Annotated in this window: 14 protein-coding genes; all 14 read left to right on the top strand. The window is 46.7% G+C overall.

Annotation, left to right across the window (positions count from 1 at the left end):
* Nucleotides 1–279: 279 nt before the first annotated feature.
* The 14 genes from AZ46_RS16525 to whiA all read left to right on the top strand — a co-directional run bounded on the left by AZ46_RS16525 (nucleotide 280) and on the right by whiA (nucleotide 13,218).
* Nucleotides 280–1,455, top strand: a complete 1,176-nt coding sequence (locus AZ46_RS16525; protein WP_029284631.1) for an ATP phosphoribosyltransferase regulatory subunit — start codon at nucleotides 280–282, stop codon at nucleotides 1,453–1,455.
* Nucleotides 1,448–2,089 carry an ATP phosphoribosyltransferase gene (gene hisG / locus AZ46_RS16520; RefSeq protein ID WP_029284628.1) on the top strand — a complete coding sequence of 214 codons (642 nt, stop codon included), beginning with the start codon at nucleotides 1,448–1,450 and terminating at the stop codon, nucleotides 2,087–2,089. Before AZ46_RS16525 ends, hisG begins: the two co-directional genes overlap by 8 nt.
* Nucleotides 2,086–3,354, top strand: a complete 1,269-nt coding sequence (gene hisD, locus AZ46_RS16515) for a histidinol dehydrogenase (RefSeq protein ID WP_029284626.1) — start codon at nucleotides 2,086–2,088, stop codon at nucleotides 3,352–3,354. The genes hisG and hisD overlap by 4 nt, the downstream gene beginning before the upstream one ends.
* A 12-nt stretch (nucleotides 3,355–3,366) precedes the next feature.
* On the top strand, nucleotides 3,367–3,954 hold the full coding sequence (gene hisB / locus AZ46_RS16510) for an imidazoleglycerol-phosphate dehydratase HisB (protein ID WP_029284624.1): 588 nt from the start codon (nucleotides 3,367–3,369) through the stop codon (nucleotides 3,952–3,954).
* Nucleotides 3,955–4,590: an imidazole glycerol phosphate synthase subunit HisH gene (gene hisH, locus AZ46_RS16505; protein WP_029284622.1), complete on the top strand. Its 636-nt coding sequence runs from the start codon at nucleotides 3,955–3,957 to the stop codon at nucleotides 4,588–4,590. It begins immediately after the preceding gene.
* Entirely contained in the window at nucleotides 4,587–5,324 is a 738-nt protein-coding gene (hisA, locus tag AZ46_RS16500; RefSeq protein ID WP_029284620.1) for a 1-(5-phosphoribosyl)-5-[(5-phosphoribosylamino)methylideneamino]imidazole-4-carboxamide isomerase, read from the top strand. Before hisH ends, hisA begins: the two co-directional genes overlap by 4 nt.
* A complete protein-coding gene (gene hisF / locus AZ46_RS16495) occupies nucleotides 5,321–6,079 on the top strand; it encodes an imidazole glycerol phosphate synthase subunit HisF (RefSeq protein WP_029284618.1) in 759 nt (252 codons plus the stop codon). The genes hisA and hisF overlap by 4 nt, the downstream gene beginning before the upstream one ends.
* Complete coding sequence (gene hisIE, locus AZ46_RS16490; RefSeq protein WP_029284616.1) at nucleotides 6,076–6,705, top strand: bifunctional phosphoribosyl-AMP cyclohydrolase/phosphoribosyl-ATP diphosphatase HisIE; 630 nt, start codon at nucleotides 6,076–6,078, stop codon at nucleotides 6,703–6,705. The genes hisF and hisIE overlap by 4 nt, the downstream gene beginning before the upstream one ends.
* A gap of 226 nt (nucleotides 6,706–6,931) precedes the next feature.
* Nucleotides 6,932–8,401, top strand: a complete 1,470-nt coding sequence (locus AZ46_RS16485; RefSeq protein WP_029284614.1) for a tetratricopeptide repeat protein — start codon at nucleotides 6,932–6,934, stop codon at nucleotides 8,399–8,401.
* A 101-nt stretch (nucleotides 8,402–8,502) separates the two neighbouring features.
* Nucleotides 8,503–9,453, top strand: a complete 951-nt coding sequence (gene trxB / locus AZ46_RS16480) for a thioredoxin-disulfide reductase (protein WP_029284612.1) — start codon at nucleotides 8,503–8,505, stop codon at nucleotides 9,451–9,453.
* 346 nt (nucleotides 9,454–9,799) lie between these two features.
* Complete coding sequence (locus AZ46_RS16475; RefSeq protein WP_029284610.1) at nucleotides 9,800–10,258, top strand: 8-oxo-dGTP diphosphatase; 459 nt, start codon at nucleotides 9,800–9,802, stop codon at nucleotides 10,256–10,258.
* A 57-nt stretch (nucleotides 10,259–10,315) separates the two neighbouring features.
* Complete coding sequence (rapZ, locus tag AZ46_RS16470) at nucleotides 10,316–11,203, top strand: RNase adapter RapZ (protein WP_029284608.1); 888 nt, start codon at nucleotides 10,316–10,318, stop codon at nucleotides 11,201–11,203.
* Complete coding sequence (locus AZ46_RS16465) at nucleotides 11,203–12,162, top strand: gluconeogenesis factor YvcK family protein (protein WP_029284606.1); 960 nt, start codon at nucleotides 11,203–11,205, stop codon at nucleotides 12,160–12,162. Before rapZ ends, AZ46_RS16465 begins: the two co-directional genes overlap by 1 nt.
* A 105-nt stretch (nucleotides 12,163–12,267) precedes the next feature.
* Nucleotides 12,268–13,218 (top strand): DNA-binding protein WhiA, encoded by a 951-nt coding sequence (gene whiA, locus AZ46_RS16460; RefSeq protein WP_029284604.1) that lies wholly within the window; start codon nucleotides 12,268–12,270, stop codon nucleotides 13,216–13,218.
* Nucleotides 13,219–13,236: the final 18 nt, after the last annotated feature.

Here is a 13,236-nt window from a genome sequence, read left to right as displayed (position 1 = left end):
CCGAAAAATACTTTAAGCAAAAAAAGAACCGGCCCTCAACATCCAGGCCGGTTTTCTATGATCATTGGGGGAAATATTACTTTCTATATACCCGCATTTCAGCCACTCAAACCTAATCAAACGTTTGTTTAAAAACTTTTTTTAAAAGGAAAATCAACCAAACAGAAAGAATAAGAAAGAAACATTATGACTTGCGAACCCAGCTTTATTTTGGTAGCATGTTACTATATTAGCGAACTAAAGGATTCGGAACTTTTCGTGAAAGAGGTGCAGCAGAAGATGTTTATGTTTGAAAAACCGCTTGGCATGAGAGATACACTGCCATCGCTTTATGATACAAAAAAACAGGTCAGGGAACGGATGACCGATGCGATCGGGAAATGGGGATTTCAGTTTATTGAAACGCCTACACTTGAATTTTACGATACTGTCGGTGTTCAATCCGCCATTTCAGAAGGCAAGCTATTTAAACTTCTCGATCAGCAGGGACACACGCTCGTCCTTCGGCCGGATATGACCGCGCCGATTGCACGTGTGGCAGCATCCCGTTTTTATCAGGATGATTACCCGCTGCGCCTGGCGTATGATGCGAACGTCTTCCGCGCACAGCAGCGAGAGGGAGGGCGTCCGGCAGAGTTTGAGCAAATCGGAACGGAACTCATTGGAGATGCAACGACAAGCGGTGATGCGGAAGTAATTGCCCTTATGATTGCCGTTCTGAAAGAGGCCGGCCTGCGTGATTTCAAGGTTGCCATCGGCCACATCGGCTTTGCGGACGCCCTTTTCAAGGAGATTCTCGGGAATCAGGAGAGGGCAGATGTACTTCGCCGTTTTCTTTACGAAAAGAACTACGTGGGATATAGAGAACATGTGAAGGCATTGCCTCTGTCTTCCATTGATAAAGGCAGATTGCTTCAGCTTCTGCAGCTTAGAGGCGGCGAGGATAAACTCGCACTTGCGTCTGAGCTTGCTTCAAGCAAAGAGGCAAAAGAAGCAGCTGCGGAGCTTGAAAAGCTGTGGCTGCACCTCAAGGATTTTGGAGCAGCAGAATATGTGAAGCTAGACTTGAATATTGTCAGCCACATGAGCTATTACACAGGCATTCTGTTTGAAGTGTACGCAGGAAACATCGGGTTTCCTGTCGGCAGCGGCGGACGGTACAACAAGCTGTTTGAACGCTTTAACACTCCGGCTCCTGCTACAGGATTCGGAATCAGGCTCGACAGGCTCATTGAATCGCTTGGTGAAGAAGACAAACAGCCTGACATTCACTGTATCCTTTACAGCGGAGAGAGAAGAGCAGAAGCCATTACACAGGCTGCAAATCTCCGCGGACAGGGAAAACGGGTGACGATGCAGGATATTACAGGTGTCAATGATGTTGACTCCTATACGAAACAGTTTACGGACGTGAGTTATTTTATCGGATCAAGAAAGGGAGAGCAGGATGAGTAACATGCTGACAATTGCCATGCCGAAGGGAAGAATTTTTGACGAAGCGGCTGACCTGCTCAGAAAAGCAGGGTACAAGCTGCCGCCTGAATTTGATGAATCACGTAAACTCATTCTTGAGGTGCCGGCGGAAAAGATGAGGTTTATCCTCGCTAAGCCTATGGATGTTGCCACATATGTGGAGCACGGGGTTGCGGATATCGGGATTGCAGGTAAAGACGTGATGCTTGAGGAAGAGCGCGATGTGTACGAAGTGCTTGATCTGAAAATCAGCGAATGCTACCTGGCTGTAGCCGGTCTGCCGGGGGGCAGCGGCACAGGTGCAGTGGCTCCCAAAGTGGCCACGAAGTATCCGGGAGTAGCTTCCTCTTATTTCAGGGAACAGGGAGAACAGGTTGAAATTATTAAGCTGAACGGATCAATCGAGCTTGCGCCTTTGATCGGGCTTGCCGACAGAATTGTCGATATTGTTTCAACAGGACGCACGCTGAAGGAAAACGGTCTAGTGGAGTTTGAGAAAATTTGCAGCATTACCTCGCGGTTGATTGTAAACCCTGTAAGCTACAGAATGAAGGATGAACAGATTGATGAGCTTGTAAGCCGTCTTTCAGCTGTTGTAGAGGGGGAAGCACTATGAGAATCGAGCGGCTGACAGGCGCGTCCGCATCATTAAAACGATCCATTGATTCAGGGACAGAAACTCAGCGGGCCGCGGTAAAATCAATCATTGAAGAAGTGAAGCAAAAGGGGGATGCAGCCCTGTTTGCTTTTACGGAAAAATTTGACGGCGTGGCGCTATCTGATCTAAAGGTAACGGAAGCTGAAACTCAGGCTGCCTATCAGGAATTAGATCAGGAAACGGCAGACATTATCCGCGAAGCGGCTGCAAATATCCGTTCATTTCACGAAAAGCAAAAGCGCGAGTCGTGGATGACGTATAAAGAGGACGGGACGATGCTTGGGCAGAAAATAACGCCTCTTGATGCGGCGGGTGTTTATGTACCGGGAGGCACGGCTGCCTATCCTTCTTCTGTTCTGATGAACGTCATTCCTGCTCAGGCAGCAGGCGTGAAGCGGATTGTTCTAGTATCCCCGCCGAATAAAGAAGGCACATTGCCTGCAGGCGTCCTCGTCGCCGCAAAAGAGCTTGGCGTGGAGGAAATCTACAAGGCCGGCGGAGCGCAGGCGATTGCAGCCCTTGCCTACGGCACAGAAACCATCAGACCGGTCGATAAAATAACAGGGCCCGGAAACATCTATGTGGCTCTGGCGAAAAGAGAAGTGTTTGGAGATGTCGCGATTGATATGATCGCAGGTCCGAGCGAAATTGTGGTTCTTGCCGACAATACCGCTGTTCCGGGTGAAGTCGCGGCAGATCTTTTATCACAGGCAGAGCACGATGCCCTTGCGTCAAGCGTGCTTGTAACAGATTCAATGGAGCTTGCAGAGGCCGTTTCTTCAGAAGTTGAGAAACAGCTTGAGACGCTGCCGCGCAGAGAAATCGCGTCTGCTTCAATTGAAAATTACGGTTGTATCTATGTCGCGGATTCACTTGATGAAGCAGTTGCGGCTGTGAACGAACTGGCCCCTGAGCATCTTGAGATTTTGACAGAAAATCCGATGGAGCTGGTTGGCAGCATCCGTCATGCGGGAGCGATTTTCATTGGAAGGTACAGCTCTGAGCCAGTCGGCGATTATTTCGCGGGCCCGAATCATGTTCTGCCCACTAACGGTACGGCACGGTTCTCAAGTCCGCTTTCTGTCGATGATTTTATCAAAAAAACGAGCATCATTTCATATAGTGAAAAAGCTTTTGCGCAGTCAGCGGAAAAGATTGCGGCCTTTGCCCGTCTTGAAGGTCTTGAAGCACATGCACGCGCCATTGAGGAGCGCTTAAAATAGGAGGATGTCAAAATGGAACGAACAGCAAGTCTGCAAAGAACGACGAATGAAACCGATATTTCCCTTTCTCTTGCGATAGATGGAGAAGGAATCTCAGAACTCAATACAGGCGTGCCGTTTATGACGCACATGCTTGATCTTTTTACAAAACACGGCCAGTTTAATTTGACCGTTGCAGCTAACGGCGACACGGAAATTGACGGCCACCACACAACAGAAGACATCGGCATCTGTCTTGGACAGGCCTTCAGAGAAGCTCTTGGCGACAAAAGAGGCATTAAACGCTATGGTCAGGCAATGGTGCCGATGGATGAAGCACTTGCACAAGTTGTAGTGGATCTCAGCAACCGTCCTCACTTTGAGCTGAAGGGAGAGTTCCCGAGTCCGACAGTCGGCAATTTTGATACAGAGCTTGTTCATGAATTCCTATGGAAGTTCGCTCTTGAAGCACGGATCAATCTTCACGTCATCGTTCATTACGGCCGCAACACCCACCACATGATTGAAGCTGTGTTTAAGGCACTGGGAAGAGCGCTTGATGAAGCATCAACGATTGATCCGCGGATCAAAGGAGTGCCGTCGACGAAGGGAATGTTGTAAATGATCGGAATTATAGATTATGGCATGGGGAACCTCTACAGCGTCAGCAAGGCGCTTGAACGCCTGAATGTTTCCTATTTCATTTCTGACAGCCCTGAAGAGCTTGACCGGGCGTCCGGAATTATTCTTCCTGGAGTAGGGTCATTTAAAGACGCAATGGCCATTTTAAATGAAACAGGATTGGCAGCATACATACAAAAGGCTGCCCGTGCAGAGAAACCGCTGCTCGGCATTTGCCTTGGCATGCAGCTGCTGTTTGATTCAAGCGAGGAAAACGGCCTCACAGGAGGACTTTCCCTTTTGAAAGGAACGGTCGTTCATTTTCCGGAAGATGTCATGAAAAGAGAGCAGCTGAAGGTACCTCACATGGGCTGGAACAGGCTTCGTCTGAACAGAGAGAGTGAACTGCTTGACGGGATTGAGGAAGGGTATTCCTATTTTGTCCACTCCTACTACGTAAAAGCAGAAGCTGATGCCACAGTGATCGCAGCAGCAGATTACGGTGTGGAAGTACCGGCAGTTGTAGGTGAAGGAAATGTCTATGGAACACAGTTCCACCCTGAAAAGAGCAGTCATACAGGAATCGGCATTCTGAGAAACTTTGTTACTATTGTGGAAGAGAAGGTGAAACCATGAGTGAATTTATCATCTATCCCGCCATTGATATGAGGGGCGGCAAATGTGTCCGTCTCATACAGGGAGATTACGCAAAAGAAACGGTGTACGGCGATTCTCCTTTTGAAATGGCGAAAGTATTTGCTGAAAAAGGAGCCGAGTGGATTCACATGGTGGACCTTGACGGTGCAAAAGCAGGCAGGCGCGTGAATGACAATCATGTGATTGAAGTTGCACGAAAGCTTGATGTGAAGGTGCAGATAGGCGGTGGCATCCGCTCTGAAGAAGATGTGGACTATTACCTTTCAAATGGTGTCTCCCGCGTCATTCTGGGCAGTTCCGCTATCTCAAATCCTGAATTTGTGAAAAAAATGCTCTCCAAGTACGGAGAGAAAATCGCCATCGGCATTGATGCGAAAGACGGTTTTGTTTCAACGGAAGGATGGGTGGAAACCTCGACCGTTAAAGCGACTGAGCTTGGAGTGGAACTTGCTGCAGCCGGTGCAGAAACGTTTATTTTCACAGATATTGCAACAGACGGCATGCTTTCCGGACCGAATGTGGATGCTGTGTGTGAAATGGCAAAAGCGACAGGCAAAGAAGTGATCGCATCCGGAGGAGTCAGTTCGCTGAATGACCTTGTTATTTTAGCAGCTTTCGCGGCAAATGGCGTTAAAGGAGCAATCGTCGGAAAAGCGCTCTATACAAATCAGTTTGACCTGGCGGAAGCGCTGGAAGAGGTGGAGCGGGCATGATCACAAAACGCATTATTCCGTGCCTTGATGTCAAAGACGGCAGGGTCGTGAAGGGCATTCAATTTTTGGGGCTCCGTGATGCTGGAGATCCTGTTGAACTGGCGAAGTTCTACGACAAAGAGGGAGCAGATGAGCTAGTGTTCCTCGATATTTCTGCATCCCATGAAGGAAGAAAAACGATGACCGACGTCGTGGAGAGCGTAGCCGCGCAGCTTGCGATTCCCTTTACGGTTGGAGGTGGCATCAACTCCCTTGAGGATATGAAGCGAATCCTTCGTGCAGGGGCCGATAAGGTGTCTGTCAATACTTCGGCGGTTCTGCGTCCGGAGCTGATTACAGAAGGCGCCAGCTTTTTTGGCTCCCAGTGCATCGTCGTTGCAATTGATGCAAGGTTTGATGCGGAATCAGGTACTTATTTGGTTTACACACATGGCGGAAGAGAGAAAACAGCCTGGGAAGTAACCGAATGGGCAAGAGAAGCAGTGAAGCGCGGAGCCGGTGAAATCCTGCTTACGAGCATGAACAGCGACGGAGAAAAGAGCGGGTTTGATCTCAAGCTGAACCGGATCGTAAGCGAAGCTGTAACAGTTCCCGTGATTGCGTCCGGAGGTGCGGGCAATGCGGCACACTTTGCTGATGCATTTAAAGAGGGAAAAGCAGATGCCGCACTTGCAGCTTCTATTTTTCACTATAAAGAAACGTCCGTAAAAGAAGTAAAAGACTACTTAAAAACGCAGGGAGTGTTAGTCAGATGAACCTGGAATCCGTAAAATTCGATCAAAATGGCTTAGTCCCTGCCATCGTACAGGATGCAGCAAGCAAAGAAGTTCTTACGCTTGCTTATATGAACAAGGAATCCCTTCAAAAAACAATCGATACGAAGCAAACGTGGTTTTACAGCCGTTCAAGACAGGAGCTCTGGAACAAAGGGGCAACTTCAGGAAACACCCAGGAGGTTGAGGGGCTGAAGTATGACTGTGATCAGGATGCCCTTCTTGTATTAGTGAAGCCTGCAGGTCCTGCCTGTCATACCGGCGCCTATTCCTGCTTTTCTGAAACGCTGTTCGGCAAGGCGCAGGAATCTGTTCCTGACCGCTTCAACATCCTGAGCACTTTAGAGAAGCTGATTGCAGAGCGCGAAGCTGAAATGCCTGAAGGCTCCTATACAACCTACCTTTTCACAGAGGGAGTAGATAAGATCCTTAAAAAAGTCGGCGAGGAAGCATCTGAAGTCATTATTGCTGCCAAAAACCGCGACGCGGAGGAACTGAAATGGGAAGCAGCCGATCTGCTGTTTCATCTCATGGTGCTCCTCAGAGAACAGAAGCTGCCTCTCGATGAAGTTCTGAGTGTATTGAAAGAGCGTCATGCATCAAAGTAAAGCCCTATATTTTGGGGCTTTTTTTTGTTGTGAGACAGGTTAAGTTCCCTCCAACCCGGCGGAAAAAGGTATAAGCGGACCATCCTGTTCTGCCTGTAAATTGTTTGCCGCGCTGTTATTTTGACCATGATAGGACAAGAGCTTTTAATTTTTGCCACCTGCTATGTTGTACTTCCCCAGTGTGGTATACTAACCTACGGCAGAAGTAAAGAAATGGAGGATTTCAGTGGGTAAACAATCAACCAACAGTGAACAGAAAGCGCAGATTGTCCCTTTCTTCCAAGACGGACAGTACTTTTACCGTAAGGGCATGAAAGCCTATCGGGAGCGAGACCTATTAAGAGCGGGCAAGTGGATTGAGCGTGCCATAAAGCTTGAGCCGGATCATATCGTGATGCTCAGCCAGCTTGCAGCCATCTATACCGAACTTGGAAAATATCAGCAATCAAACGAGCTTTTAACATATATTCTAAAAAACCTTGATAGCGAGTTATCAGAGTGCCATTACTTTATGGCCAATAATTACGCGCATCTGGGTCTTTTTCATGAAGCCTATAAATGTGCGACAGAATACCAGACTAAGGAGCCGAACGGCGAGTTTATCGAAGAAACGGAGGATCTTCTTGAGCTTTTGACAATTGAAAGCGCGGATGAGGAGGATCTGTTTTCTGATTCAGACGAACTGATCGTGAAGCAGGATGCAGCAAAATCCCTGCTTGAGAACGGAAAGCTTGAAGAAGCGATTGTCCTGCTGAAGGAAATTACGGCAGACTTTCCTGAGTTCTGGTCGGCTTACAACAATTTATCCCTGGCCTATTTTTACATGGGAGATGTCGAGCGGGCGAAAGAGCACCTGGATATGGTGCTGGACAAAAATCCCGGCAACCTTCATGCATTGTGCAACTTAATGGTGTTTTATTATTATGAGCGCCAGGATGACAAAGTGGAGGAGCTCGCGCAGCGCATGGGGAGAATCCACCCGATTCTGTTTGAACACAGATATAAGCTTGGTGCGACATTTGCTCTTGTCGGACAGTACGAGCTTGCTTATAAATGGCTGAAGGCGATCTACAGACAGGGGTTTGACGGTGATGAAACGTTTTACTACTGGCTTTCTTATTCCGCTTATTTTACCGGAAAAGAACAGTTTGCCAGAAGCTGCTTTGACCGCGTTCTTGAGATGAATCCCGAAAAAGAGGGATCAGAGCCGTGGACTAAAGATACAGTGTCAGTGGAGCGGCCGATGACTATGCCGATTGAAGAGCGTCTGCTGGCAATCTTTTTGGCAGCTGAAACGAATCAGCCAGATCAAATTCAGGTTTTTAAAGCATCAAAAATTCCCCAGTCTGCATTCGAAAGAGAGTTTATGGATCTTGCAATTGCGCATGTTAATGGGGAGATTAAAAAAAGCGTGTCTGAGAAATCCAGATTCACCTACCAGGCAGCACAGGTTCTCTTCAAAAACAACGAGGGTCTGAATGAAGGACTTTACTTGTTTTTCTTTAAGACGGCTCTGAAAGCAAAACGAGAAGAGCTGCCTTTAAGCAACCATCTTGCATGGGCAGGAGCACTTGAGTATGTATGGAAAAAGGAAAACGGCTATAAAGTGACACAGACGGAAACGGCTAAGCAATACTCCATATCCGGCAAAACCCTGTCCAAATATTCAGCTTACATCCGGAACCTCTGGTCGTGAGCAAATAAATGGCATGAAATCCTTATCTTTTATAGGATAGAAGTATGGGAGCAACGTCCCGTATACGAATGATTTGTGCGAATCCAAGGAGTGATTGAACGATGTCTGAAGAAAAAATCTATGATGTCATTATTGCCGGTGCAGGACCTGCCGGAATGACAGCAGCTGTATATACGTCAAGGGCAAATCTTTCAACATTGATGATTGAGCGCGGCGTGCCGGGCGGCCAGATGGCCAATACGGAAGATGTTGAAAACTATCCGGGTTTTGACCATATTCTCGGACCGGACCTATCAACAAAGATGTTTGATCATGCGAAGAAGTTCGGTGCTGAATATGCTTACGGAGACATTAAAGAAATTATCGACGGCGAAGAATACAAAACCGTTGTTGCCGGAAGCAAGCAGTACAAAACGCGTGCCGTCATTATCTCAACAGGTGCTGAATACAAAAAAATCGGCGTTCCGGGCGAAAAAGAGCTTGGCGGACGCGGCGTTTCCTACTGTGCGGTATGCGACGGCGCATTCTTCAAAAACAAAGAGCTGATCGTTATCGGCGGAGGTGACTCTGCGGTTGAGGAAGGTGTGTACTTAACACGCTTCGCATCTAAAGTAACAATCGTTCACAGACGCGATGAGCTGCGCGCTCAAAAAATTCTGCAGCAGCGGGCGTTTGATAACGAAAAGGTTGATTTCATCTGGAACCATACGGTGAAAGAAATCAATGAAAAAGACGGCAAGGTAGGAAGTGCTGTCCTAGTGAATACGGAAACCGGTGAAGAAACAGAAATGAAAACAGACGGCGTGTTTATCTACATCGGCATGCTGCCGCTTTCTAAACCATTCCAGGCGATCGGCATTACAAACGAAGAGGGCTATATTGAAACAAACGACCGCATGGAAACAAAGGTGCCGGGTATTTTTGCAGCAGGCGATATCCGTGAAAAATCCCTTCGTCAAATTGTTACAGCAACAGGCGATGGATCTATTGCAGCCCAGAGTGCACAGCATTACGTAGAAGAACTGATGGAAAAAATCAAAGCCGGAAACTAAATGACGTTAAAGCTTTAAACAAGTTCATAAAAACGTAACTCTGTTTTAACTCTCCTGTAACACCACTGAAATAATTATGGGGTACTATATAAATAGTAATTGACCCCCTTTTATAAATATTTTTTGAGTACGGGCGCCCTTTCCCGTGCTCCTTTTTTTTGTCCAAAAAACTGAAACATTCCTTCGTACAAGCCGTATATATACATAAGTGCTATTTCCAGCAGAAAACAAGAAAATAAAATGGTGCCTGGAGCCCCCGTTCATTGTGGGGCTGTGCGCAAAATAGTATAATAAAAAAGAAGAAAAACAATGACGGCCTGCCGATTAAATCCAGAGGTGAAGAGTTTTGCAAAGAGTGACGAATTGCGTATTAGTACAGGACGATAAAATTCTTCTCCTGCAAAAACCGAGAAGAGGATGGTGGGTGGCACCCGGCGGAAAGATGGAGCAGGGTGAATCAATTAAAGACACTGTCATACGGGAATATCGCGAAGAAACAGGCATATATTTAAAAAACCCAAAAATCAAAGGCATTTTTACCTTTATTATTAAAGAAGGAAATGAAATTGTTTCCGAATGGATGATGTTTACGTTTTTCGCTACTGAATTCACGGGCGAAAATGTGGACCAGTCCGAAGAAGGAAAGCTGAAGTGGCATTCACTTGAAGAAGTCGCAGAGCTTCCGATGGCTCCGGGAGATCATCATATTCTTGAATTCATGATGAAGGGGGCAGGCTTGATCTACGGCACGTTCACATATACTCCTGATTTTGAACTGCTTGCCTACCGCCTTGATCCGCAGTAGTCTGCTTAGACATACAAATATATACACGTAACGAGAATGTGAGAGGAGGCAATCAAAATGAGTACAGGCAGTGTTCAGGACATTAAAATGGTCATTATTACAGGCATGTCCGGAGCTGGAAAAACAGTAGCGATTCAGAGCTTTGAAGATCTTGGCTATTTCTGTGTGGATAATCTTCCGCCGACGCTGCTGCCTAAATTCCTTGAACTGATGAAAGAATCGGGTTCAAAGATGAACAAGGTTGCCCTGGTAATGGACCTCAGGGGAAGAGAGTTCTTTGAAAGTCTGTTCCAGGCGCTTGATGATATAGCTGAGACAACGTGGATCAGCCCGCAGATCCTGTTCCTCGATGCAAAGGATGCAACTCTTGTGACACGCTACAAGGAGACACGGAGATCCCATCCGCTTGCAACGACAGGTCTGCCGCTTGAAGGCATCAAAAATGAGCGGGAGCTGCTTGAGGAACTGAAAGGCCGTGCACAGCTTATTTTTGATACATCACAACTGAAGCCGCGCGAACTCAGAGAAAAAATTCTGAAGCAGTTTGCGGAAGATGCCGAGCATACCTTCTCGGTCAATGTGCTTTCATTTGGTTTTAAATACGGAGTGCCGATTGATGCGGATCTGGTTTTTGATGTCAGATTCCTGCCAAATCCCCACTATATCGACCATATGAGGCCAAAAACAGGACTTGAAGAGGAAGTGTCCTCTTATGTTCTTAAGTGGACGGAAACGCAGAAGTTCCTTGAAAAAGTGCTTGATCTGCTGACGTTCATGCTGCCTTACTACAAGCGGGAAGGCAAGAGCCAGCTTGTAATTGCGATCGGGTGCACAGGCGGACAGCACCGTTCGGTCACATTGGCGGAACACATTGCGAAGCATTACAAAAACGATTACCAGACGCACGTATCACACCGTGATATTGAGCGCAGAAGCCGTCATTAATGACAGCTCCTTCTAAACGGCCAAATGTAGTCATCATCGGCGGGGGAACCGGTTTATCTGTCCTTCTGCGGGGCTTAAAGGTATACCCTGTGGATATTACAGCGATTGTGACTGTAGCAGATGACGGCGGAAGCTCTGGCCGGCTCCGCGATGAACTGAGTATTCCGCCGCCAGGTGACATACGCAATGTGTTAGCTGCGCTCTCAGATGTGGAACCCCTTGTTGAAAATTTGTTTCAGCACCGCTTCAATAAAGGCAACAGCCTGACTGGGCACTCTCTTGGGAACCTGATCCTTGCCGCCATGACGAACATCACGGGAGATTTCTTCCACGCTGTCACCGAGATGAGCAAAGTGCTGAATGTCCGGGGAAAAGTCCTTCCGGCTGCAAACAAAAGCGTTGTGCTTCATGCAGAGATGGAAGACGGCACCATCGTCTCCGGTGAATCAAAAATTCCTTACTCAGGGAAAAAAATCAAACGGGTCTTTCTTTCACCCGAAACGATTGAGCCCCTTGAGGAAGCAATTGACGTCATCCGGAAGGCAGACCTGATTCTTATAGGACCGGGAAGTCTTTATACAAGTATCCTGCCGAATCTGCTCGTGCCAAAACTCGGTGATGAAGTGTGCAAGGCGAAAGCCAAAAAAGTGTATATCTGCAATGTGATGACACAGGCCGGTGAGACCCTTGATTACACAGCATCCGATCATGTTAGAGCACTTAACGACCATATGAAATGCAAGTTCATCGATACAATTTTAGTGAATGATGAAGTGATTCCTGATATGATGAAAGCATTATATGCAGAAGAACTGGCAAAACCGGTAAACTATGATATAGAGGCACTCCGTGAACTGGGACTTGAAATTGTCCACGATAAGATTGTCTCCTATGAAAATAACGTCATCCGGCATGACACCGTAAAGGTAGCAAAGCTCCTGTATGAGATGATTACTTGATAAGACTCAGGCTTTCCGCGGAGCCTTTCTTGCTAATCCGCGGAAAACCGCAAAAAATAAAGAGTGCAAACGAATGCATTCATACTGATTGGAGGGTGCAGAACGATGTCTTTTGCTTCTGAAACAAAAAAAGAACTAACTAACATAGAACTTAAACCATGTTGTTTAAAAGCAGAACTGTCTGCACTCATCCGGATGAATGGCTCTCTTTCTTTTTCGAATCGAAAATTGATTCTAGATATTCAGACTGAAAATGCAGCAATAGCCAGAAGAATTTATACTCTCTTAAAAAAGCAGTATGACGTTTCTGTTGAACTGCTTGTCCGGAAAAAAATGCGTTTGAAAAAGAATAATGTCTATATCGTTCGGCTGATAGAAAAAGCCCGTGAAATTTTGGAGGATTTAAGCATCCTTGGGGAGAATTTCACCTTTATTAGAAGTATTTCAGAAGATCTCGTTAAAAAGAAGTGCTGCAGAAGATCGTATATCAGAGGGGCGTTCCTTGCTGGAGGTTCAGTGAATAATCCTGAGACATCCTCGTATCATCTGGAAATTTTCTCTCTGTACAAAGAGCATAATGATGCACTGTGCGAGCTGATGAATGTTTTTAACCTGAACAGCAAAACACTTGAGCGGAAAAAGGGGTATATCACCTATCTCAAGGAAGCGGAAAAAATCTCCGAGTTTTTGAGTATCATTGGAGGCCATCAGGCGCTGATGCGCTTTGAGGATGTACGCATCGTGAGGGATATGAGAAACTCCGTAAACAGGCTCGTCAATTGTGAAACCGCTAACTTAAACAAAACAATTGGTGCTGCAATCCGCCAGGTTGAAAATATTAAATTCATTGATGAAAAAATGGGTCTTGAAGCTCTGCCTGATAAATTAAGCGAAATTGCAAGGCTGCGGGTAGAGTATCAGGATGTCACGCTGAAAGAGCTCGGGGAAATGGTTTCGAGCGGAAAAATCAGCAAATCAGGCATAAACCACCGCCTGAGAAAATTGGACGAAATTGCAGAACAGCTTAGAAACGGCCAGCCGGTAACAATCAAATAAAAGGGGAAAGCAGAGGGG

Origin of the sequence: Metabacillus indicus LMG 22858 (assembly GCF_000708755.2) — a bacterium.
Taxonomy (GTDB): domain Bacteria; phylum Bacillota; class Bacilli; order Bacillales; family Bacillaceae; genus Bacillus_P; species Bacillus_P indicus.
Note: the sequence above shows the minus strand (reverse complement) of the source record. Positions and strands in the feature narration are given on the sequence as shown.